Annotated in this window: 20 protein-coding genes; 15 read left to right on the top strand and 5 right to left on the bottom strand. The window is 65.2% G+C overall.

The window, feature by feature from the left end; all coding sequences use genetic code 11:
* The first annotated feature begins 6 nt into the window (after positions 1-6).
* On the top strand, positions 7-780 hold the full coding sequence (locus KQ693_RS12715; RefSeq protein ID WP_267261528.1) for a class I mannose-6-phosphate isomerase: 774 nt from the start codon (positions 7-9) through the stop codon (positions 778-780).
* On the opposite strand, the gene KQ693_RS12710 is transcribed toward KQ693_RS12715, so the two are convergent.
* A complete protein-coding gene (locus tag KQ693_RS12710; protein WP_267261527.1) occupies positions 767-3,385 on the bottom strand; it encodes an AfsR/SARP family transcriptional regulator in 2,619 nt (872 codons plus the stop codon). The genes KQ693_RS12715 and KQ693_RS12710 overlap by 14 nt on opposite strands.
* A 68-nt stretch (positions 3,386-3,453) precedes the next feature.
* Here KQ693_RS12710 and aroA point away from each other — a divergent pair, with 68 nt between their 5' ends.
* The 8 genes from aroA to KQ693_RS12670 all read left to right on the top strand — a co-directional run bounded on the left by aroA (position 3,454) and on the right by KQ693_RS12670 (position 9,001).
* Positions 3,454-4,779: a 3-phosphoshikimate 1-carboxyvinyltransferase gene (gene aroA, locus KQ693_RS12705; protein WP_267261526.1), complete on the top strand. Its 1,326-nt coding sequence runs from the start codon at positions 3,454-3,456 to the stop codon at positions 4,777-4,779.
* Entirely contained in the window at positions 4,764-5,402 is a 639-nt protein-coding gene (gene cmk, locus KQ693_RS12700) for a (d)CMP kinase (protein WP_219759084.1), read from the top strand. Before aroA ends, cmk begins: the two co-directional genes overlap by 16 nt.
* A 2-nt stretch (positions 5,403-5,404) precedes the next feature.
* Positions 5,405-6,178 (top strand): CDP-alcohol phosphatidyltransferase family protein, encoded by a 774-nt coding sequence (locus KQ693_RS12695; RefSeq protein WP_219759083.1) that lies wholly within the window; start codon positions 5,405-5,407, stop codon positions 6,176-6,178.
* Complete coding sequence (locus KQ693_RS12690) at positions 6,142-6,561, top strand: NUDIX domain-containing protein (protein WP_267261525.1); 420 nt, start codon at positions 6,142-6,144, stop codon at positions 6,559-6,561. Before KQ693_RS12695 ends, KQ693_RS12690 begins: the two co-directional genes overlap by 37 nt.
* Positions 6,558-7,262 (top strand): bifunctional dihydropteridine reductase/dihydrofolate reductase TmpR, encoded by a 705-nt coding sequence (gene tmpR, locus KQ693_RS12685; RefSeq protein WP_015717885.1) that lies wholly within the window; start codon positions 6,558-6,560, stop codon positions 7,260-7,262. The genes KQ693_RS12690 and tmpR overlap by 4 nt, the downstream gene beginning before the upstream one ends.
* A 102-nt stretch (positions 7,263-7,364) precedes the next feature.
* Positions 7,365-7,607, top strand: a complete 243-nt coding sequence (locus KQ693_RS12680; RefSeq protein ID WP_267261524.1) for a toxin-antitoxin system HicB family antitoxin — start codon at positions 7,365-7,367, stop codon at positions 7,605-7,607.
* Positions 7,591-8,010, top strand: a complete 420-nt coding sequence (locus tag KQ693_RS12675) for a PIN domain-containing protein (protein ID WP_028493360.1) — start codon at positions 7,591-7,593, stop codon at positions 8,008-8,010. Before KQ693_RS12680 ends, KQ693_RS12675 begins: the two co-directional genes overlap by 17 nt.
* 13 nt (positions 8,011-8,023) lie before the next feature.
* Positions 8,024-9,001: a DHH family phosphoesterase gene (locus KQ693_RS12670; protein ID WP_267261523.1), complete on the top strand. Its 978-nt coding sequence runs from the start codon at positions 8,024-8,026 to the stop codon at positions 8,999-9,001.
* On the opposite strand, the gene KQ693_RS12665 is transcribed toward KQ693_RS12670, so the two are convergent.
* The 3 genes from KQ693_RS12665 to KQ693_RS12655 are packed head-to-tail and all read right to left on the bottom strand — an operon-like array spanning position 8,998 to position 12,353.
* On the bottom strand, positions 8,998-9,537 hold the full coding sequence (locus tag KQ693_RS12665; protein ID WP_219759080.1) for a Uma2 family endonuclease: 540 nt from the start codon (positions 9,535-9,537) through the stop codon (positions 8,998-9,000). The two genes, KQ693_RS12670 and KQ693_RS12665, sit on opposite strands and share 4 nt — an antisense overlap.
* 21 nt (positions 9,538-9,558) lie before the next feature.
* Positions 9,559-10,779, bottom strand: a complete 1,221-nt coding sequence (locus KQ693_RS12660; RefSeq protein ID WP_267261522.1) for a 2,3-bisphosphoglycerate-independent phosphoglycerate mutase — start codon at positions 10,777-10,779, stop codon at positions 9,559-9,561.
* Between the two features lie 59 nt (positions 10,780-10,838).
* Positions 10,839-12,353, bottom strand: a complete 1,515-nt coding sequence (locus tag KQ693_RS12655) for a S8 family serine peptidase (protein ID WP_267261521.1) — start codon at positions 12,351-12,353, stop codon at positions 10,839-10,841.
* A 69-nt stretch (positions 12,354-12,422) separates the two neighbouring features.
* On the opposite strand from KQ693_RS12655, the gene proS reads away from it, so the two are divergent.
* Entirely contained in the window at positions 12,423-13,856 is a 1,434-nt protein-coding gene (gene proS, locus KQ693_RS12650; protein ID WP_267261520.1) for a proline--tRNA ligase, read from the top strand.
* A 5-nt stretch (positions 13,857-13,861) separates the two neighbouring features.
* On the top strand, positions 13,862-15,598 hold the full coding sequence (locus KQ693_RS12645) for a GNAT family N-acetyltransferase (RefSeq protein WP_267261519.1): 1,737 nt from the start codon (positions 13,862-13,864) through the stop codon (positions 15,596-15,598).
* Here the strand turns inward: KQ693_RS12645 and KQ693_RS12640 are convergent.
* On the bottom strand, positions 15,564-15,929 hold the full coding sequence (locus KQ693_RS12640; RefSeq protein ID WP_038070309.1) for an ASCH domain-containing protein: 366 nt from the start codon (positions 15,927-15,929) through the stop codon (positions 15,564-15,566). The two genes, KQ693_RS12645 and KQ693_RS12640, sit on opposite strands and share 35 nt — an antisense overlap.
* 23 nt (positions 15,930-15,952) lie before the next feature.
* Between KQ693_RS12640 and nth the strand changes: the two genes are divergently transcribed.
* From nth to KQ693_RS12620, 4 genes are all read left to right on the top strand, one after another.
* Complete coding sequence (gene nth, locus KQ693_RS12635; protein WP_015717876.1) at positions 15,953-16,606, top strand: endonuclease III; 654 nt, start codon at positions 15,953-15,955, stop codon at positions 16,604-16,606.
* A gap of 40 nt (positions 16,607-16,646) precedes the next feature.
* Positions 16,647-17,801 carry an MFS transporter gene (locus KQ693_RS12630; protein WP_267261518.1) on the top strand — a complete coding sequence of 385 codons (1,155 nt, stop codon included), beginning with the start codon at positions 16,647-16,649 and terminating at the stop codon, positions 17,799-17,801.
* A gap of 29 nt (positions 17,802-17,830) precedes the next feature.
* On the top strand, positions 17,831-19,045 hold the full coding sequence (locus tag KQ693_RS12625; RefSeq protein WP_267261517.1) for a molybdopterin molybdotransferase MoeA: 1,215 nt from the start codon (positions 17,831-17,833) through the stop codon (positions 19,043-19,045).
* 75 nt (positions 19,046-19,120) lie between these two features.
* Complete coding sequence (locus KQ693_RS12620; protein ID WP_267261516.1) at positions 19,121-20,686, top strand: DEAD/DEAH box helicase; 1,566 nt, start codon at positions 19,121-19,123, stop codon at positions 20,684-20,686.
* Positions 20,687-20,694: the final 8 nt, after the last annotated feature.

Raw genomic sequence — 20,694 nt, 5'->3', positions numbered from 1 at the left:
CCCCTTATGCTAACCCTCGTGCGGCTTTTCCGTCCCAAGCCGGTGCTGCGTCCCTGGGGGGGAGGTGCCCTGGGCTTCGGCCCAGGGGTGGGAGAGGTGTGGCTTTCGGAGGAGCCCCTCCTGGTGAAGATCCTGGACCCAGCGGAATGGCTTTCCGTGCAGGTTCACCCGCCCCATGCCTATGCCCTAGAGAAGGAAGGGAGGCCCGGTAAATACGAGGCCTGGTACGTGCTCACCCCGGGGGAGGTGGTCTACGGCTTTTCCCGGCGGGTGGGCCTCGAGGAGCTTAGGGATGCTGTGGCCAGCGGGAACCTGGACCCTATCCTGAACCGGATTCCCGTGGCCCCGGGCCAGGTGCTCTACCTGCCCGCCGGGGTGGTGCATGCCTTGGGCCCGGGGGTGAGGGTCTACGAGGTGCAGACGCCCTCGGACCTCACCTACCGGCTTTACGATTACGGCCGCCCCCGGGAGCTACACCTGGACAAGGCCCTCGAGGTGGCCATTCTGGAGCCCATCCCGTTACCCCCAGTCCGGCCCGAGCCGGTGGAAGGGGGAGAGCGCCTCCTCAAGACGCCCTATTTCCACCTCCATCGCTATCCCTTGCGGGGGGTCCTTCATCTTAAGCCCCAGGCTCCCCTTCTCCTCACCCTCCTGGAGGGCGAAGCCCAGGTGGAGGGCGCTTTCTTGGCACCCCCGGCCACCTTCCTTCTGGAGCCGGGGGAAGGGATCCGGGTGGAAGGGGAGGGGTTTTTCCTCGGGGCGAGCCCTACAGGGTCCTGAAAAGGGCTTCCACCCTGGGGGAGGGTCGTTCCCCAAGCTCTTCCCAAAGCCTTTTCCGGTAATGCTCCAAAAGCTTTCGGGCCCGGGCCCGTTGCCCCTGGGATAGGCAGGATTCCACCAGGGGGATGAGGGCTTCCTCGTCCAGGGGGTCCAGCTCCAGGAGGCGTTCCAGGAAGCGGGGTTCCCTCCTCTTTAGGAAAAGGGTCCGCACCCGGTGAAAGACCTCCTCCCGCTTGCGGTCCAGATGGGGGTGGTCCAGGCCTGGGAACAGGGGTTCCTGGTAAAGGCGAAGGACTTCTTCCGCATTCTCCTGCACAAGGGCTTCTTCCAGAGCCTCCAGGTCGGAGGTTACCCGCGCCAACCCCTCCTCCCCCAGGTAGGTGAGAACCCCCCAGGGCTCCAGGAGCTTCCGGATGCGGGCAAGCCACACGTAGAGGTTGTTGAGGGCGGCCTCCTCGGAGAGGTCCGGCCAAAGGGCAAAGGCCACCTCCTCCCGGGGAAGGCCGAGAAGCAAGAGGGCGAAGACCTCCTTGGCCTTGCCCCTTAGCTCCACAGGCCCCAGGGGGTTTTCCACATGGAAACGCCCCACCACCTGGACTTTCAAGGGAGGTATCTCCGGAAGCCTCAGGGCGATGGCTTCCTTCCAGCCCAGGCGCAGGACCTCCAAAAGGGGATAGGCCCGGGCAAGCTCAGGCCGCTTACGGGGCAGGGTTTCCAGGGGAAGGAGGCCGGGGAGGATGCCTTCCCTGGCATCGGTGAGGGCGAGGAGGGCTTCCAAATCCCCTTCTTCCCGTAGGAGGCGGTAGCGGGCGGCGTGCCATAGAAGCTTTTCCTCCCGGCTTTCGGGGTAGGGGGGAAGGAGGCCTGGGTCCTTTTGCAGGAGGGCCCGGGTGAGGCTTGGGAAAAAGCCGGAGAGCCCCTCGAGGATCCCTGGGTCCTTCTTCAGCTCCGCCAAAAGGGCCCGTCCCCTTTCCACCAGGTAGGGGGTTTCCCAAAGCTCCGCCTGGGCCACGTGGCGGGTAAGGGCCTCGGCATCCCCTTCCAGGTGGGCGAGGAGCATCTTGGCCTCGAGGGAGGCCAGGGGGCTTCCGGGGGCTTGGGCGGCCCTTTCCAGGTAGGTGCGGGCCTTCTCCCTTTGCCCCAGGAGGAGGTGGAGCCAGCCCAGGTCCCTGAGGTGCCCCGGGATGTTCTGGGGCATGTGCCCCTCCATGAGCCTTAAGGCTTCCTCCAGGGCCTGGATCCTTTCCCCGAGGCTACCCCGAAGCTCAAAGCGAAGCAGGGCCAGGTTGGAAAGGGGGGCGATGCGGTAGGGGCTTTCCGGGGGGAGGTACCTGAGGGCTTCCTCCAGGAGGCGGGCGGCCTCCTCCAGCTTGCCCTCGGCAAAGGGCACCCGGGCCACGTCGTTCAGGAAGCGGCCAGCCAGCTCCCGCTTCACCCTTGGAACCAGCTCTAGACCTTTTTCCAGGTAGGTGCGGGCCCGGGAAAGATCCTTCCCCAAAAGGGTTTCGGAAAAGTAGTAGGCCAGGTGCCCTAAGGCAGTGAGGGCAAGGGCCGGGTCCTTATCCGCCTCGGATTCCGCCAGCTTTTCCAGAAGGGATAGCCCCTCTTTCCTCCCGCACTGGGCCAAAGCCTCCCCGAGCCGCAGATGGGCCCTGGGGCCCCCGCGGCGCAGGAGGTTTTCCCACTCCAAAAGCCTTTCTGCGGGGATGGGGAGGGTGATGGGGCGCTCCAGAAGGTCCAAAAGTTCCCCCTCGAGGCCCACTTCCCAGTAAGCCTCGGCCAGAAGAAGAGGGGGAAGGCGGGTGGCGCTTTGGCGTACGGCCTCCTGCACTTCCTTGCGCAGGCTACGCTTGGCCATCTCCTTCAGGAGGGGGTGAAGGGCGTAGCCCTCAGATAGGCGCCTTAGAAGCCCTTTTTGGAAGAGGCTTTCCGTTTCCGGCCGGGCAAGGGCAAGGGGCAGATGAGGCAAAGCGGCCAGGAGAAGGCCTTCTTGGAACTCCTCCGGGGAGAGGCTCTCCTTCAGGCCCTGGATGAGGGCCATGGGCTCGGGAGGGCTTCCCGTGAGGGCGGAGAGGAAAAGGGGAAGGGGCCAGCCCCCTGTGGCCCGGTGGGCTTCCTCATACCCCTCCTTGCCGGCGAAGAGGAGCCTGGCTTCCTCCAGGGTGAAGGCCAGGTCCACCGCCTTCAGGTGCACGAGCCTTCCCTCCGCCAGGAGCTTGGGAAGCTCGGGGTACGGGAGGGGTTTTCGGCTGGCCAGCACCAGGAGGCAGGGGAGGGTGCGGAGAAGGGGGGAGAGATCCTCCGTCCCCGTCAGGTCCTCCAGGACGACCAGGGTGGGTTCAGCTCGAAGGGCCTCCACCACCCCACCCCAGGGCACCTCCTGGGGCAGGGCCAGGGCCTTGGCGAGAAGGCTGCGGGGCTCGCCCAGAAGGCTGCTGGCCCAGAGGGTGCGAAGGCCCAGTTGGGCGGCAAGTTGTCCGGCCAGGACGCTTTTTCCGAAGCCGGCTGGGGCCTCGAGGTGGATGGCAAAGCCAGGTTCTTCGGGTAGCCGTTCCAGGAGCCTTTTCCGTTCCAGATAAACCGGGCTTTGCCACGCCAGGGCCATGCTTGTGTACCATTTTAAGGGCTGGCCGCCCTTGACCAAAGCCCCCCGCTCCCCCGAGACTGGGGGGCATGGACCGGCCTTACCTGGACCTAGGCCCCTGCGGCCCCTTGCGGGGGGTGCTGCGCGTCCCCGGGGACAAGTCCGTTACCCACCGGGGGCTCATGCTCCTGGCCTTAAGCCAGGGGGAGGGCAGGCTTTTCTATCCCCTAAAGGCTGGGGATACCCTTTCCACCGCCCGGGTCCTGAGGGCCTTGGGGGCGGAGATCCTCGAGGAAAAGGGCCCCGAAGGGGCTAGGTTGGCTAGGGAGGAGGGCCCCCACTTCCGGGTGCGGGGGCAGGGGCTGCGCTTGAAGGAACCCGAGGATGTGCTGGACTGCGGCAACGCCGGGACCCTGATACGCCTCGTCCTGGGCATCCTTGCGGGGCAGGAGGGGCTTTTTGCGGTCCTTACGGGGGACGCTTCCCTGCGCCGCCGTCCCATGGGCCGGGTGGTGGAGCCTCTTCGGGCTATGGGGGCCTCTATAGACGGAAGGGAAGGAGGGAAAAAGGCTCCCCTGGCGGTGCGGGGCAGAGGTTTAAAGGGAGTTTCCTACACCCTTCCCGTGCCCAGCGCCCAGGTGAAAAGCGCCCTTCTCCTGGCCGGGCTTTTTGCCGAGGGCGTCACGGAGGTGGTGGAGCCTGTTCCCACCCGGGACCACACGGAAAGGCTTTTCCGTCACTTCGGGCTTCCCTTGGAAGCCGAGGGCCCGCGCATCCGCACCCGCAGGGCCGAGCCCTTCCCTGCCAGGGACCTCACCGTGCCCGGGGATTTCTCCTCTGCCGCCTTTTTCCTGGTGGCGGCCCTCCTCACCCCGGGTTCCGAGGTCACCGTGGAGGGCGTGGGCTTGAACCCCACCCGTACTGGCCTTCTCAAGGTGCTCCAGGAGATGGGGGCGGATCTGGAGTGGCAGGTGGTGGAAGGGGAGGCGGGGGAGCCCGTGGGTTGGATACGGGCTCGCTATAGCCCCCTGAAGGGAGTTTCCGTGGACCCAGGGTTGATTCCCCTCATGGTGGACGAGGTGCCCGTCCTGGCCGCCGCCGCCGCCTGGGCGGAGGGGGAGACCTATATTCCAGGTCTTTCCGAGCTAAGGGTGAAGGAATCGGATCGCGTTGCCGCCATCGCCCATAACCTCAGGGCTTTGGGGGTGGGGGTGGAGGAGGGGCCGGACTGGCTTAGGATCCAAGGCGGTGGGGTGAAGCCGGGGGAGGTGGAACCCTTCCACGACCACCGCATCGCCATGGCCTTTGCCGTGGCGGCGCTCCCCGTGGGGGTTAGGGTTTGGGAGCCCCATTGGGCGGAGATCTCCTACCCTGGGTTCTTCCAGGACCTGAAGCGGCTATGCGGGGCATCGTGACCATTGACGGACCTTCCGCCTCGGGAAAAAGCTCCGTGGCCAAAAAGGTGGCGGAGGCCTTGGGGGTACCCTACCTGAGTAGCGGCCTCCTCTACCGCGCCGCCGCCTACCTGGCCCGGAGGGTGGGGGTGGACCCCGGGGATGAGCCGGGTATCCTGGCTCTTTTGGAAACTTACCGGGTACGCTTGCTCCCCGAGGCTCGGGGCAACCGGGTGGTGGCCGAGAAGGCTTCCACCTTGGAGGACCTGACCCCTTACCTCCACACCCCGGAGGTGGATCGCGTGGTTTCCCAGGTGGCCCGCCATCCCGGGGTGCGGGCCTGGGTGAACGAGAGGCTTAGGGAAGTGCCACCTCCCTTCGTGGCCGAGGGGCGGGACATGGGGACGGCGGTCTTTCCCCAGGCGCCCCACAAGTTCTACCTCACGGCCACGCCGGAGGTGCGGGCCAGGCGGCGCACCCTGGAGCGGCCACAGGATTACCAGGAGGTGCTGAAGGAGCTGATCCGGCGGGACGAGCTGGACCGGGCCCAAAGCGCCCCTGCTCCCGAAGCCATCGTGATCGATACCAGCGGGATGACCCTCGAGGAGGTGGTGGCCCGGGTGCTCTCCCACATCCGGGACTGACCATGGTGCCGGGAGCCAAGGAAAGGCCGGTCCAGGAGTTTATCAACGTCCTGGTCTTCCGCCCCTTGGCCCACCTGGTGGTCCTCCTTCTGTACCGCACCCGCGTTAGGCCTCACCACCTGGTCCTCTTCCATACGCTCTTGGTCCTGCTCGCCGCCAGGTTGATCCATCTGGGCCAGGATGTGCCCGCAGCCTTTCTCCTCCAGCTAAAAACCGTTTTGGACAACGCCGATGGCCAGCTGGCGCGCCTCAGGGGGGAGGTCACGGAGCTCGGGCGGTACCTGGACACGGAACTGGACCTTTTGGGGAACCTCTTCCTCTTCCTGGCCCTGGGGGCGCGCACCGGGGCCTGGGAGCTGGCCTTTGCAGCCTTTTTGGTTTTCACCCTGGTCCAATCCTACGACTTCAACCTGGAGAGACTTTACCGGGAAGCCTGGGGTCTTCCCCTGCCCGTTGAGGAACGGGATCCCCCCACTCCGCCTCTCGCCTTCCTGCGGGGGGTGTACCGCTTCCTCTTCCTCCCCCAGGACCGGGGCATAAGGGCCCTGGAGGGCTTTGTGCTCCGGCGTTTTCGCCTTGTTCCCGAGCGCTTTTGGGACGAGGGGGCTTTGGCGGGGGTGGTGAACCTGGGCCTCACCACCCAGCTTTTCTTCCTAGGGGTCTTTTTGCTTTTCCAAAGCCCTGAGGCCTACCTCACCTTCGTGGTCCTTCAGGCCCTGTATCTTGTCCTTTGGTATCTATGGAGAATCCTCCGCGCCATCCCATCCCCACGGTAGGGGCCCTGGTGGAACAGGGGGGCCGGGTGCTTCTGGTGCGCACCCCGAAGTGGCGGGGGCTATGGGGGGTGCCTGGGGGAAAGGTGGAGTGGGGGGAAAGCCTCGCGGAGGCCTTAAGGCGGGAGTTCCGGGAGGAAGTGGGCCTTGACCTTAGGGAGGTGCACTTCGCCCTGGTGCAGGAGGCCATCTTCAGCCCGGAGTTCTACAAGCCCACCCACATGCTCCTCTTCAACTACTTTGCCCTGGGGGAAGGGGAGGTGCGGCCGGGCGAGGAGATTCTGGAGTGGGCCTGGGTAAGGCCGGAAGAGGGCCTTTCCTTTCCGCTGAATAGCTTCACCCGGGTTTTGTTGGAAACCTACCTGGTGGTAAAAGGGGGGAGATGAGGGTTGCCTTGGTCACGGGAAGCGCCAAGGGCATTGGCCGGGCCATCCTCCTGGCCCTGGCCAAGGAGGGTTTTCACGTGGCGGTGCACTACCGCACCTCGGAGGGCCTGGCGGAGGCCACCCGCCTCGAGGCGGAGGCCCTGGGAGTTAAGGCCATCAAGGTGCGGGCTGACCTCACCCGGGAGGAGGAGGTCTTGGCCCTGGTGGAGGAGGTGCGCTACCACCTGGGAGGGATCGGCGTTTTGGTGAACAACGTGGGGGATTACCTCTATAAGCCCATAGAGGAGGTTTCCCTGGAGGAGTGGCGGTGGATCCTGGACTCCAACCTCACCAGCACCTTCCTCCTCACCCAGAAGGTCCTTCCCCTCATGGTGGCCCAGGGGTATGGGCGCATCGTGAACCTGGGCTACGCCGGGGCCCAGAACCTCCTGGCCCGGACCCACATCACCCCCTACGCCATCGCCAAGACCGGGGTGATCCTCTACACCAAGGCCATCGCCAAGCGGTTTGCCCAGGCGGGGATCACCGCCAACGTGGTGGCCCCGGGGGTGGCGGAGAACTCCGTGTCCAAACCCCTTCAGGAGATCCCCATGGCCCGTCTGGCCCTGCTCGAGGAGATCGCCCGGGCGGTGCTCTTCTTCGTGCGGGAGCCCTACGTAACCGGGCAGGTCCTCGAGGTGGCGGGGGGGTGGAACCTCTAGGGCTACCCCACCCTGGCCTTTGCCAGGGTGGGGGTCCCGGAAGAACCTCTTGTTTGGGTCTAGCCTACCCAAATGCACATCATGTTGTGCTAACCTGAGGGCATGGGCCGAAACTTAACCTTAAGGCTTTCCCCAGAGCTGGTGCGCCGGGCCCGGGCCTTGGCCCTGAAGCGGGGCTTGAGCCTAAACGCCTGGGTGGCGGAGCTTTTGGAGAAGGAGGTGGAGCGGGAGGAGGGTCTAGAAGAGGCCTTTGGCCGTCAACTTTCCTGGATGCGTCAGGGAATCCTGGATACCGGGGGCATACCCTTGCCCTCCCGGGAGGAGGTGCATGATAGAGCCCCCTGAGTTCGTGGATACCAATGTTTTGGTCTACGCCTACGACCGCTCCTCCCCGGCCAAACGGGAGCGGGCCCTTGCGCTCCTGGAGCACCTTATGGTGGAAAGGCGCTTGGCGTTATCCCTTCAAGTGCTCCAGGAGTTTTATGTGGTCACCACCCGTAAGCTCCAAGCCCCCCTTTCCCCGGAGGTGGCCCGCCAGATCTTGACCGACCTCGGTAAGGCCTGGGTGCACGAGCCCACCCTAGGGGATGTTCTTAAGGCCACCCACCTGGCAGAGCGCCACCGGATCTCCTTCTGGGATGCCCTCATCCTGCAAAGCGCCCGGGCCCTAAAGGCCCAGGTGGTATGGAGCGAGGACCTGCACCCTGGGGTCTATGGAGGGCTAGAGGTGAGAAACCCCTTTGCGTGATAGGGTATAGCCTATGGACGGGAACGCTCCCGATCCCAGGTACTGGGAAAAGATGCGCCTGGTGGCCGAGGTCTTGAAGGCGGTGGAAGGCCCCATCTACATCGCCACCCACGTGGACCCCGATGGGGATGCTATAGGAAGCTCCTTAGGCTTATACCGGGCCCTTAAGACCCTGGGCAAAGAGGTCTACTGGGTGGCCGAGCCCCCTAGGTTCCTGCGCTTTTTGCCGAAGGAGGAGGAGTACTCGGATCCCGTGGACAAGCTTCCCGTGGGGGCCACCCTGGTGGCCCTGGATAGCGCCGAGCCTAGCCGGGTGGTGGGGGTGCCGGTGGAGGGTTTTGTGATCAACATTGACCACCACGGCACCAATCCCCGTTTCGGGCATATTGCCATGGTGGATCCCTCCAAGGCGGCCACCGCCCAGATGGTGAAGGACCTCATTGATCTCCTGGGGGTGGAGTGGACGGCGGAGATCGCGACCCCCGTCCTCACCGGCATCCTCACCGACACCGGCAACTTCCGCTTCGCCAACACCACCCCCGAGGTTCTGCGGGTGGCGGCGGAGTTGGTGGGGTACGGGGTGAAGCTGGCCGAGCTTACGGATCGGCTTCAGTTCCGCCCCCCCTCCTACTTCCGCCTCATGGGACAGGTGCTTTCCACCGTGGCCTTCCACTTTGGGGGGCTTCTCGTCACCGCCCACCTTCCCGAGGATGCCAAGCGGGAGGAGGAGGACTCCGACGACTTCGTGGGGCTCATCCGCTACGTGGAGGGGAGCGTGGTTTCCGTCTTCCTGCGCAAGCGGGAGGAGGGGGTGAAGGTGTCCATCCGCTCCCGGGGTGGGGTTTCCGCCCAGAACATCGCCGTGAAGCTTGGGGGTGGGGGGCATGTGCCTGCTGCCGGGGCCACCTTAAAGGACGTTGACCTGGACCGGGCCTACGAGCTGGTCCTCGAGGCGGTGGCGGAAGAGCTTCGGCGGGCAGGGTACCTCTAGGGCCTGGGGGGGCGCCAGACGAGGGAGGGGGCCCCTAGGCCCTCGGGTGCCACCTCCTCTCCCGGTTCCACCAGGCGCTTTAGACGGTAAAGGCCTCCCCGGGGCTCCCGGTAGACCTCCAGGAGGCTGGTTTCCCCGTCCACCAGCCAGCTTTCCGGGATGCCCGCTTGGGCGTAAAGGGCCAACTTCTTTCCGTCCATATCCTTGGTGGTATACGCCACCTCCACCACCAGGAGGATGTCCTTTGGCTCGGGGAAGGAGTGGACGTAGAAGTCCTCTCGGGGCTTTAGGAGGGCGATATCCGGTTGAGGCAGGGAAAAGGGATTTAGAAGGATGGGGTTTTGTACCGAGACGATGGCCCGGTCCCCGTAGAGCCTTTCCAAGGCCTTGGCCAGGTAGGAAACCAGCCCCGCGTGTCCGCTGCCGATGGGGGCCATCTCGTAAACCTCCCCGTCCAGGAGCTCAAGCCGCACCCCTTCCGGCACCTCCCTAAGGAGGGCTTCAAACTCCTCCTTGCGGATGCGGTGGCGAACCATATTCTCCCAGTTTACCAGGATCTAGGCCCCGTACTTGAGAAGTTTTCCCGCATGGGCGAGGAGGAGGGGCATGAGCTCCATCCCTCTCAGGTGGCCCAGGCTTCCCTTGGTAGCCTCGCTTTCCGTGAAGCGCTGGGCAGCATCCCTTCGCAGGTAAGGGGCCTTAAGGAGCACGGGCACAGGGTGCCAAGAATGGGCCCTTAGAAGGGCAGGGGTGGAGTGGTCCCCGGTGATGGCCAGGACATCCGGCTTTAGGGCAAGGATTTCCGGAAGAAGGGCGTCGAAGCGCTCGATCTCCGCCACCTTGCCCGGGAAATCCCCATCTTCCCCCTTGGCATCGGTCTTCTTGAAGTGAAGGTAGAAGAAGTCGTAGCTCTCCCAGTTTTCCCTTAGGGCCTTGAGCTTCCCCTCGTGGGCATCGCCTTCCCCTTCCACGGGCAGGACCTCCATGCCCACCAGGCTGGCCAGACCCTTGTACATGGGGTAGCTGGCGATGGCGGCCGCCCTGACCCCGTAGACCTCCGTCATGCTGGGAAAGGAAGGCCTTCTTGAGGCGCCCCGGAAAAGCGCCCCGTTGATTTTGGGCTCGTTCCTGAGCACCTCCCGGATGCGCGCCGAAAGGAGGTTCACCACCCGGGCGGTTTTCCTGGAGGCTTCGTCCAGGGCCTGGGCCTCGAGGGGAGGGAGGCCGGTCTTCTGGGGGTCGGTGTCCGTGATGCTATCCCCCAGGCCCTCGCCCCGGAGGACCACCAGGAAGCGGTGTTCGCTTTCCGTGTAGAAGTAGACCGCCACATCCTCAATGCGGGGGATGGCCTCCTGGAGTTTGGCCACCACCCGTTGGTTCTCCTCCGTGCTGGGGCGGCCCGCCCGGCGGTCCAGAACCTGTCCATCTGGGCCTAAGGTGGCGAAGTTCCCCCTTAAGGCCACGTCCCCATCCCGGAAGTCCACGCCGAGGCCCAGGGCGCTTAGGGCCCCCCGGCCCACCAGGTAGCGGAAGGGGTCGTAGCCAAAAAGGGCCAGGTGCCCGGGGCCGGAGCCCGGGGTAAGGCCGGGGTGGACCGGGGTGAGGAGGCCGAGGGCGCTTTCCCCCGCCAACCGGTCTAGGTTCGGCGTTCTGGCGGCCTCCAGCTCCGTGGGCCCCCCGGGCTCGAGGGGAAGCCCCCCCACCCCGTCCAGGACCACCAGGAGGATCCTGGTGTCGCTTTTTTGCTGAAGTTCCTTGAACACGGCGAAGAGGTCCATGCCGCCATTTTATGGGCAAAAGGCCCCCGGCTTGCCCGGGGGCCAGGGGCCTTTGGCAACTATCGGGTTGCCCGGTCCGCGTCCACCAGGCCCTGGCCGAAGAGCTGCCGGCTACCGATGTCCTCGGCGGTGGCCTTCAAATGGGCCCGCACCTCACCCGGGGTCCAGTCCTTGTGGAGGGCCTTCACCAACCCCGCCACGGCGGCCACATGGGGGCTGGCCATGGAGGTGCCCGCGTACCAGGCGTAGGCAGGGAGGTTTTCGTTGATGATGATGGTGGAAAGGATCAGGTGGTAGCGCCAGCCAGGGGGGCGCTGGTTGGAAGGCCGGAAGCACCAGCTTTGGCCATTCTCGTCTAGGCCACAGTCCCCCCCAGGGGCGGAAAGGTCCACGGCTGCCCCGTAGTTGGAGTAGAAGGCTAGGACGTCCTGACCCGGCACGGCATTCAAGGTTTCGTTGGTGGGGTAGGGGTACTGCCAAAGGGGCGTGGCGGTGCCCGTGGCGGAAACCGAGATCACCGTGGGCAGGTCAGAGGGAATGTGAACGACGTAGCCATTGGCATTCTGGGCGCTGTTACCCGCCGAGGCCACGATCACGGTGCCCATACGGTTGGCATACTTCATCACCCGGTCCCAGGCCACCATGGCGGCCACGTCGTCCTTGTTGCGGGTGTCCAGGGTGCCGCCCAGGCTCATGTTGATGACGTCGTAGCCCTTTTGGGCGGCGTCGATGATGGCCGCAAAGATGGGGCCGTCAAAGGCGCCCACATCGTCGTATTCCTCCCCGCCGTAGGTGAAGTGGATGCGGTCAAAGACCTTGTAGGCGGCGATCCTCAGCCCTGGGGCCACCCCCACCACCCGGCCGCCTCCAAAGGCGGCGGCCACGGTGCCGGATACGTGGGTGCCGTGGGCCTCGTAGAGAACTGTGGGGGCAGGAGTGCAAAGGTTATCGGGGTCAAAGTGGTCAAAGTCAATCCAGAGGGTGTACTTGGGGTAGCTGGGGGTGTTGTAGGGGCCCGCGGTCTCGTAGCAGTAGTTGGTGGCCTGGAAGTCCACGATCTGGCCTACCAGGTCGGGGTGGTTGTCCATGACCCCGGTGTCCAGCACCGCCACCGTGGCCCGGGCCTGGACCTCGAGGGGCACCCTCTCCCAAGCCTTCGGGGCGCCAATCCGCCGGATGTCCCACTGGTACTTGTAGAGGTTGTCGGCTGCCGAGGGCGCGCCATAGGTTTCCTCCTGAAAGAGGATGCGCTCCGTCTTGGGCAGGGAGTAGTAGCGCTCGGGGCCCACCGCTAGCACCTGGGGGTTCCGGGCCAGGCGGCTTACGGCGGCCCGGTCCGCCACCACCGTGAGGGCACCGATAGGCTCCAGGGTCTTGAGCACCCGGGCCCCGGCGCCTTGAGCCAAGGCCTGGGCGTTAGAGGGGAGGGTTTCCGACCGGAAGACCACCAGGTAGCGCCCCTGGGGCGAGGCGCTTTGCACGGAAAGGCTGGTGGTTCCACTTGGAGCTTGCTGCTGGCAGGCGAATAGTCCTAGGGCCAAACTGGCTAAAAACGCGTACCCAATCCTACGCATACGCACCTCCTAATCGTGCCCCCACAGTCTATTCCTCCAGGCCGCCCTTGGCAAGTAAGATGGGCGGGTATGGCGAAGGAGAAGGGCCTGACCCCGCAAAGCCAAGATTTCAGCGAATGGTACCTCGAGGTCATCCAGAAGGCGGAGCTCGCCGACTACGGACCGGTCCGGGGCACCATCGTGGTGCGCCCCTATGGCTATGCCCTTTGGGAAAACATCCAGGGGGTTTTGGACCGCATGTTCAAGGAAACCGGCCACCAAAACGCCTACTTCCCCCTCTTCATCCCCATGAGCTTCCTGAAGAAGGAAGCCGAGCACGTGGAGGGGTTTTCTCCCGAGCTGGCGGTGGTCACCCATGCCGGGGGCGAGGAGCTGGAGGAGCCTCTGGCGGTGCGCCCCACCTCGGAAACCGTGATCGGCTACATGTGGTCCAAGTGGATCAAAAGCTATAGGGACCTGCCCCAGCTTCTCAACCAGTGGGGCAACGTGGTGCGCTGGGAGCTTCGCACCCGGCCCTTCCTGCGCACCAGCGAGTTTTTGTGGCAGGAGGGGCACACCGCCCACGCCACCCAGGAGGAGGCGGAGGAGGAGGTGCGCAGGATGCTTTCCATCTACGCCAGGCTGGCCCGGGAGTACGGGGCTATCCCTGTGGTGGAGGGCATGAAGACGGAAAAGGAGAAGTTCGCCGGGGCCGTCTACACCACCACCATCGAGGCCCTGATGCGGGATGGCAAGGCCCTGCAGTCGGGCACCAGCCACTACCTGGGGGAGAACTTCGCCCGGGCCTTTGACATCAAGTTCCAGGACAAAGACCTCCAGGTGAAGTACGTGCACACCACCAGCTGGGGGCTTTCCTGGCGCTTCATCGGGGCCATCATCATGACCCACGGGGACGACCAGGGGCTCATCCTACCTCCTCGCCTGGCTCCCATCCAGGTGGTGATCGTGCCCATCTACCGGGAGGAAAGCCGGGAGAGGGTTCTGGAGGCGGCCTTTGACCTGAAGCGGCGCCTTCTCCAGGCGGGGCTTCGCGTGCACCTGGACGACCGGGACCAGCACACCCCCGGGTACAAGTTCCACGAGTGGGAGCTTAAGGGGGTTCCCTTCCGCATCGAGCTTGGACCCAAGGACCTCGAGGCGGGCGAGGCCGTGCTGGCCAGCCGCCTGGGGGGGAAGGAGCGCCTGACTCTAGAAGCCCTCCCCACCGTGCTACCCGAGAAGCTGGATGCCTTCCACCAGGCCCTTTACCAACGGGCCCTGGATTTCCGGGAGGCCCACACCCGCAAGGTGGACACCTACGAGGAGTTCAAGGAGGCGGTGCAGGAGGGCTTCGCCCTGGCCTTCCACTGCGGGGATCGGGCCTGCGAGAAGGCCATCCAGGAGGAAACCACCGCCACCACCCGGTGCGTGCCCTTTGAGGGGGAGGCGGAAGAAGGGGTGTGCGTGCGCTGTGGGCGGAAGAGCGCCTACGGCAAGCGGGTGTTCTTCGCCAAGGCTTATTAGCGCCCATGAGGGTCCTGGAGCGGAGGGTTTACTGGCGCTGGTTCGGGGAGGTTTTCCTCGAGGGGAACTTGAGGCTTCGCATGACCGGGGATGCGGCCAAATGGCTTCGCCCCGGGGACCGGGTCAGGCTGGCCACGGAATACCGCAAACCCCTTCTGGACTTTGACGAGTACGCCCTCGAGGGGGCTTTCCCCTTGTGGCCCTTATTTTCCAGGACGCTGGACCACGTGAGGGAAAGCCCCTTAGGGGGCGAGGTGTACCGCTACCGCCTCCGTGCGCGGGAGGCCATGTATGAGGCCGATTTCGAGGCCATTGCCGAGCTGGAGCAGTACCACTATGCCTCGGAGAAGGAGGTGGTGGCCCTATGGGTCTGCCCCCGCTGTGGCCAGACCCTCTTCGCCAACACCAAACCCCTTTGCGAATGCGGGGGGGAGGCCCGGCTAAAGGAGATCAGGGGTTCTACCCCGGCTAGCCGCTTTCTCATCCTGGAGCTGGTGGAGCGCTTACCCTTTGAGCCCAGGATCCTGGGTTATGTGCGTTTGGACCCCCCCATTCCCCGGATGCACCGCAGGATTCCTGGGGGCGTGGAGCGGAACATCCGGGAGCGCATCTTTCCCAAGGACTGGTTCCACCCGACCTTTGAGGGCGGGAAGGACTGGGAAAGCGCTTTGGACCGGGTGCACACCGCCGCCAGCCGCATCGCCCGGGTGGTGGTGCACCCCGACTACCGCTCGGAGGGCCTGGGGGCTCTTTTGGTGGAGCTGGCTTTGGCCTGGGTGAAGGAGCGGGCTGTGCCCGAGGGAAGGCGGGAGAAACACCTGGTGTACACCGTGGCCCAGATGGCCCGCTACCACCCCTTTTTTGAGAAGGTGGGCTTCCGCTACCTCTTCGACACCGCCTCGGGAAGGCCCGTGCTGGCCTATCCCCTTACGGAGGAGGCGGAGCACTACCTGGATCGGTTTTTGAAGGAAGACCCTTACGCCAGGGCTCATGGGGGAAGGCTTTTCGTTTCCCGTTTCGGGAGGGTGCGGGGGCTTCCGGGGTCCATCCGGCTGGTGGGGGTTCGTAAAGGCTACCGGAGCCACCTGGACCTTTCCGACCTTTCCCCAGAGGTGCAGGAAACCCTTGCGGCCTTCGGGGTCAAGGCCCGGGTGTTGGAGCGGGCGATCCTTAGGGAGGCGGACCTCGAGGTTCCCCCAGGCAGTGTGGTAGCCCTAGCCGGGGCCAGCGGGGCGGGGAAGACCACCCTCCTTCGCCTCCTCCTGGGGGAGCCCCCGGAGGGGGGAGAGGTGGAGGTACCCGAGGGCAGGCGGGTGGCCTATATCCCCGGGGAGCGGGAGGTGGACCTGGGCCAGGAGCCCATCTTGGAGCGGCTTTACCGCCAGCTTCAGGATGTGGGGGCGGCCATTGAGGTGTTAAACCGGGTGGGGCTTTCCGATGCCGTGCTCTACCGGGCCAGGCCGAAGGAGCTTTCCACGGGCCAGCGGGAGCGCTACCGCTTGGCCCTTCTACTGGCCCAGCGCCCTGACCTCCTCCTGATCGACGAGTTTGCCGCTCACCTGGACGTGCCCACCGCCAGGCGGGTGGCCCTGGGTCTTGGGAAGCTGGTGCGGCAGGCGGGGATCACCCTGGTGGTGGCCACCCACCGCCAGGAGGTGATCGCTTCCTTGGATCCCGACCTCCTGGTCTTCGTGGGGTACGGGGGGCTTATGGCCATACCTCGGAAAGATCCACGAACATGACCCTACCGGGCTTTTTGGGTACGAAGAGGGGTTTTTCGTAGCGGAAGGCGTTGTGCAAAACCCAGGCGTAAAGGGGCTGTTCCCCGGCATAGGCCCTGAGAAAGGCCTCCTCCGCCAGGTGCTTTTCCGGGTGGGCCAGAAGCTCCTCCACGGTGAAGGGGCCCTGCACGTCCAGCAGGTTCGCCTGGCCGATGAGATACCCTCCGGTGATGATCCCCAAGGGACCCCGGTGTCGGGTCTGGCGTTTGCGGATCTCCCAGGTCTTCCTTCCGTCCACGATGAAGCTGGCGTAGGGCTCCCGCACGATGAGGCCCAGCTTGGGCTTTTCCACGCCTTCATTGTAGAGTAGACCCCGTGGGTTGCCCTAAGGAAGGGCAAAAGGAGAAGAAAGCGCGGGCCTTGGCCATCCTGAAGGCCCTGAAGGCGGCGTATCCGGGGGCTAAAACGGAGCTAAAGCACAATAACCCCTTCCAGCTTTTGGTGGCCACGGTGCTTTCCGCCCAGGCCACGGACAAAAGCGTAAACGAGGCCACCCCGGCCCTCTTTGCCCGTTTCCCCGACCCCCAGGCCCTAGCCAAGGCGACTCCCGAGGAGGTGGAGCCCTATATCCGGCGCATCGGCCTTTACCGCACCAAGGCCAAAAACCTGGTGGCCCTGGCCCGGAGGCTGGTGGAGGAGCATGGGGGGGAGGTGCCGAGGGATAAAAAGGCCCTGATGAAGTTGCCCGGGGTGGGTTGGAAGACGGCCACCGTGGTCCTGGGAGCGGCCTTCGGCGTGCCGGGTATCGCCGTGGACACCCATGTGGCCCGCCTGGCGCGGAGGCTTTGCCTTTCCCTGGCCAAGGCTCCCGAAAGGATTGGGGCCGAACTGGAGGCCCTTTTCCCCAAGGAGGAGTGGGTGTTCGTCCACCACGCCCTGGTCCTTCACGGGCGGTACGTGTGCCTGGCCCGTAAGCCCCGGTGCGGGGCCTGTTCCCTGGCGCCTCACTGCCCATGCCGACAGGGGTAGGGGCCTTGGATCCGGGCTTGTTTCCTCGGAGAAGGGTTTTGTGAAGTATATACTCGGTTCACCAGCCTATCGCTTCCTCGCGGCCAGCTTCCTCTGGTCCTTCGGGGCTAACCTCATCTACTTTTTCCTGAACTTTCACCTCGAGGGCCTAGGCTATGGCCGCCAGGCCATAGGGCTTGCCCAGGCCCTGCTTCTTCTGGTGGGCGTGGTTTCTGCCCTCCCTCTGGCCTACCTCATCCCCCGCCTGGGCTACCGGAAGAGCTTTCTTCTGGCTTTGGCCCTGGCGGTGGGAAGCGGGCTTCTTTTGGGGCTTGGTCTGCTGGTCTTCCCCTCGTTGGCGGGGTACGGGCTGGCGGGAGCCTTGGTGCAGGGGGCGGGGGCACCTCTCATGGCCCGGTTGATCCCTGCCGAGAGGCGGGTTTCCCTTTTCAGCCTGCAGGCGGCCTTGACCACTGCCTCGGGCTTTTTCTCCACCCTTCTGGCCGGTGCCCTTTCCGAATGGGTGGGGGCCAGGTGGGTGATCCTCTTCGCCCTTCCCTTTTTCCTCCTGACGCTTCCCTTTCTGGTTGGCCTTCCCGAAGGGCAGGGAACACCCCCCAGGCTGAGGGGGCGGTTTGGGATTTGGCTGCGCCTCTTTTTGCCCCAGGCGGTGATCGGGTTTGGGGCCGGGCTGGTCATCCCCTTCTTGAACCTGTACCTTCGGGAAAAGTTTGGCCTCAGCTACGGAACCACGGGGCTGGTCTTCGCCCTTTCCGCCTTGGCTACTGGGGTGGCCATGTTGCTCCAGCCCCTTCTGGTGCGCCGGCTTGGGAAACTGGGGGCCATCGTGTTCGTGCAGGCCTTGTCCCTGCCCTTTATGGCCATCCTGGCCTGGGTCCCTTGGCTACCCCTGGTTACCGTGGCCCTCCTCATCCGGGGAGCCCTCATGAACGCTGCTGGGCCTGTGTACGCCGCCTTGGTGATGGACTACCTGGAGGAAGACGAGCGCCCGGGCTTCTTCCTGATGGAGTCCGCGCTCTGGAGCCTTCTCTTTGCCTTGGGGAGTGCCTTGTCCGGCATGGTGCAGGAGGCCTGGGGCCTTGTCGCCTTCAACAACCTCTTTGCCCTTACCCTGGGCCTTTACGCCGTGGGGATCGCCCTTTGGCCCTGGACCTTTGGCCGCTTGCGGGCGGCCTACCGGGAATCTTCTTCCTGAGGCCTTGGCCTTTGCCCTAGACTGGGCCTATGCGCACGGGCATCAGCGTGGAGGAAGCGTTGGAGCTGGTCTTGGCGGAGGCCAGGGGGGAGCTTCCCGTGGAGGAGGTACCCCTGAAGGAAGCCTATGGCCGCGTCCTGGCGGAGGACCTGGTTTCCTTGGTGAACCACCCCGACCAGGACGACACCGCCATAGATGGCTACGCTTGCCGAGAGGAGGACACCCTGGGGGCGAGCCGGGAGAACCCGGTGCGCCTCAGGGTCATCGGGGAGTCGCCGGCGGGAAGACCCTTTGCCGGACGGGTGGGGAAGGGGGAGGCGGTGGCCGTCTACACGGGGGCTCCCATTCCGGAGGGCGCGGATGCCGTTATCCGGGTGGAGGACACCCGGCGGGAAGGGGACTACGTGCTCCTCTTCGCCCCGGCGAGCCCCAAGGACATCCGGCCCCAAGGGGATGACCTAAGGAAGGGAGAGGTGTACCTGCGCCGGGGGGACTTCCTCACCCCGGGAAGGCTGGGGCTGGCGGCGGCCATGGGCTACCCGCGCCTTAAGGTCTTCCGGCGCCCCCGGGTAGGCATCCTTTCCACGGGGGATGAGGTGGTGGAGCCAGGGGTGCCCCTGCCCTTTGGGGGGGTTTATAACTCCAACGCCTACAGCCTTCTGGGATTGGTGAAGGAGGCGGGGGGTGAGCCCGTCCTTTTGGGCAAGGTGGAGGACAGGCCGGAAACCGTGTTGGAGAAGCTGGAGGCGGCAGGGCCCCTGGACCTCCTCCTTACCTCCGGGGGAGTATCCATGGGGGAGTACGATGTGGTGCGTAAGGTTTTGGAGACAGCGGGGGAATTGGTCTTCTGGAAGGTGAAGCAGCAGCCTGGGGGGCCCCTGCTCCTGGCCCGTTTGGGTGGGCTTCCCATCCTTGGGCTTCCGGGAAACCCGGTTTCCAGCATGGTTACCTTCTTCCTCTACGGCAGACCCTTTCTCTTCCGGCTCCAGCGCCGCACCGACCCCCCTTACCGCTCCCTCGAGGCCAGGGTCCTTACCCCCTTTAAGGGCGCCCAGGGCAAAAAGGTCTTCCGCCGCGGGGTGCTCTCCTTTGAGGGGGAGTTTGTGGTGCGCACCACCGGGAGCCAGTCCAGCGGGGTCTTGCGCTCCATGGCCCTGGGCAACGCCCTGGTGGTCCTCCCCCCCGACCAGGATGCCAGGGAAGGGGAAAGGGTGGAGGTCATTCCCTTGACATTCGTGCTCTAGTTCACTAAACTTGAAAGGTTTACGGGCTTTGCCCCTCCTTTTCGGGCGCGGGTGGGGCCCGGGAAGCGAGAGAGAATGGAGTTCAAAGACTTTCCCCTGAAGGACGAGATTAAGGAAGCCCTTTTGCGCCGGGGTATCACCGCCCCCACCCCCATCCAGGCGGCGGCCTTGCCCCTGGCCCTCGAGGGCAAGGACCTCATCGGCCAGGCCCGCACGGGCACCGGCAAGACCCTGGCCTTTGCCCTGCCCATTGCCCAGGCCCTGGAGGCCTCCAAGGAGCGGGGCCGCCTCCCCAGGGCCTTGGTGCTGACCCCCACCCGGGAGCTGGCCCTCCAGGTTTCCGGGGAGTTGCAGGCGGTGGCCCCCCACCTCAAGGTGGTCACGGTGTACGGGGGCACGGGCTACGGCAAGCAGAAGGAGGAGCTGGCCCGGGGAGCCGATGTGGTGGTGGCCACCCCGGGGCGGGCCCTGGACTACTTGCGGCAAGGGGCCTTGGACCTTTCCCAGGTGCGGATCGCCGTCTTGGACGAGGCCGATGAGATGCTCTCCATGGGCTTTGAGGAGGAGGTGGAGGCCATCCTCTCCGCCACCCCCAAGGAGCGCCAGACCCTTCTCTTCTCCGCCACCCTGCCCTCTTGGGCCAAGAAGCTGGCGGAGCGGTACATGAAAAGCCCGGTGGTCATCAACGTGGTGCGGGAGGAGGGCATCACCTACCAGGAGGAGGCCATTCCCGCTCCTGGGGACCGCCTTTCCCTCCTCTCCGATATCCTTTTTGTCAAGGCCCCCAAGCGGGCCATCGTTTTCACCCGTACCAAGGCGGAGACCGAGGAGGTGGCCACGGGGCTTCTTCGCCTCGGGCACCCGGCGCGGGCCATCCACGGGGATCTTTCCCAGACGGACCGGGAAAGGGTCATGAGGGCCTTTCGGGAAGGGGACGTAAGGGTTCTGGTGGCCACGGATGTGGCCGCCCGGGGCCTGGATATCCCGGAGGTGGACCTGGTGGTGCACTACCGCTTCCCCGACAAGCCGGAAACCTACCAGCACCGTTCGGGGCGCACGGGCAGGGCCGGGCGGGGGGGTGAGGTGGTGATCCTCTACGGCCCCCGGGAAAGGCGGGAGCTTTCCGAGCTGGAAAGGGCCGTGGGCCGCACCTTCAAGCGGGTGAATCCCCCCACGCCCGAGGAAGTCCTCGAGGCCAAGTGGCACCATCTCCTGGCCCGTCTGGCCCGGGTACCCGAGAGGGACTACAAGCTGTACCAGGATTTCGCCAGCCGTCTGTTCGCCGAGGGGCGGGTGGAGGTGGTGGCGGCCCTCATGGCCCTTCTCCTGGGCGGGGCACCCAAGGAGAAAAGCCTTCTTACCGGCGAGGAGGGCTGGCTTACCTTCAAGGCCACGGGGCCCAGGCTCACCCTGCCCCGGCTGGTGGCCCTCTTGAAGGAAGCGGGCCTCGAGGTGGGCAAGATCGCCCAGGGAGAGGAGGGCTTTTACGTGGACCTCCGCCCCCAGGACCTGCCGAGGCTTTCCGAGGTGCAGGGGGTGAAGCTGGAAAGGGCTAAGCGGGTGGAGGTTCTCCCTGAAGCCTATGCGGGTGCTGCCTCCCGGGGGGGATCGCCTCGAGGCCGCCGTACCAGCCGCTTCTAATACCATCC

It is taken from the genome of Thermus brevis (genome assembly GCF_026427635.1).
GTDB lineage: Bacteria > Deinococcota > Deinococci > Deinococcales > Thermaceae > Thermus > Thermus antranikianii.
Note: the sequence above shows the minus strand (reverse complement) of the source record. Positions and strands in the feature narration are given on the sequence as shown.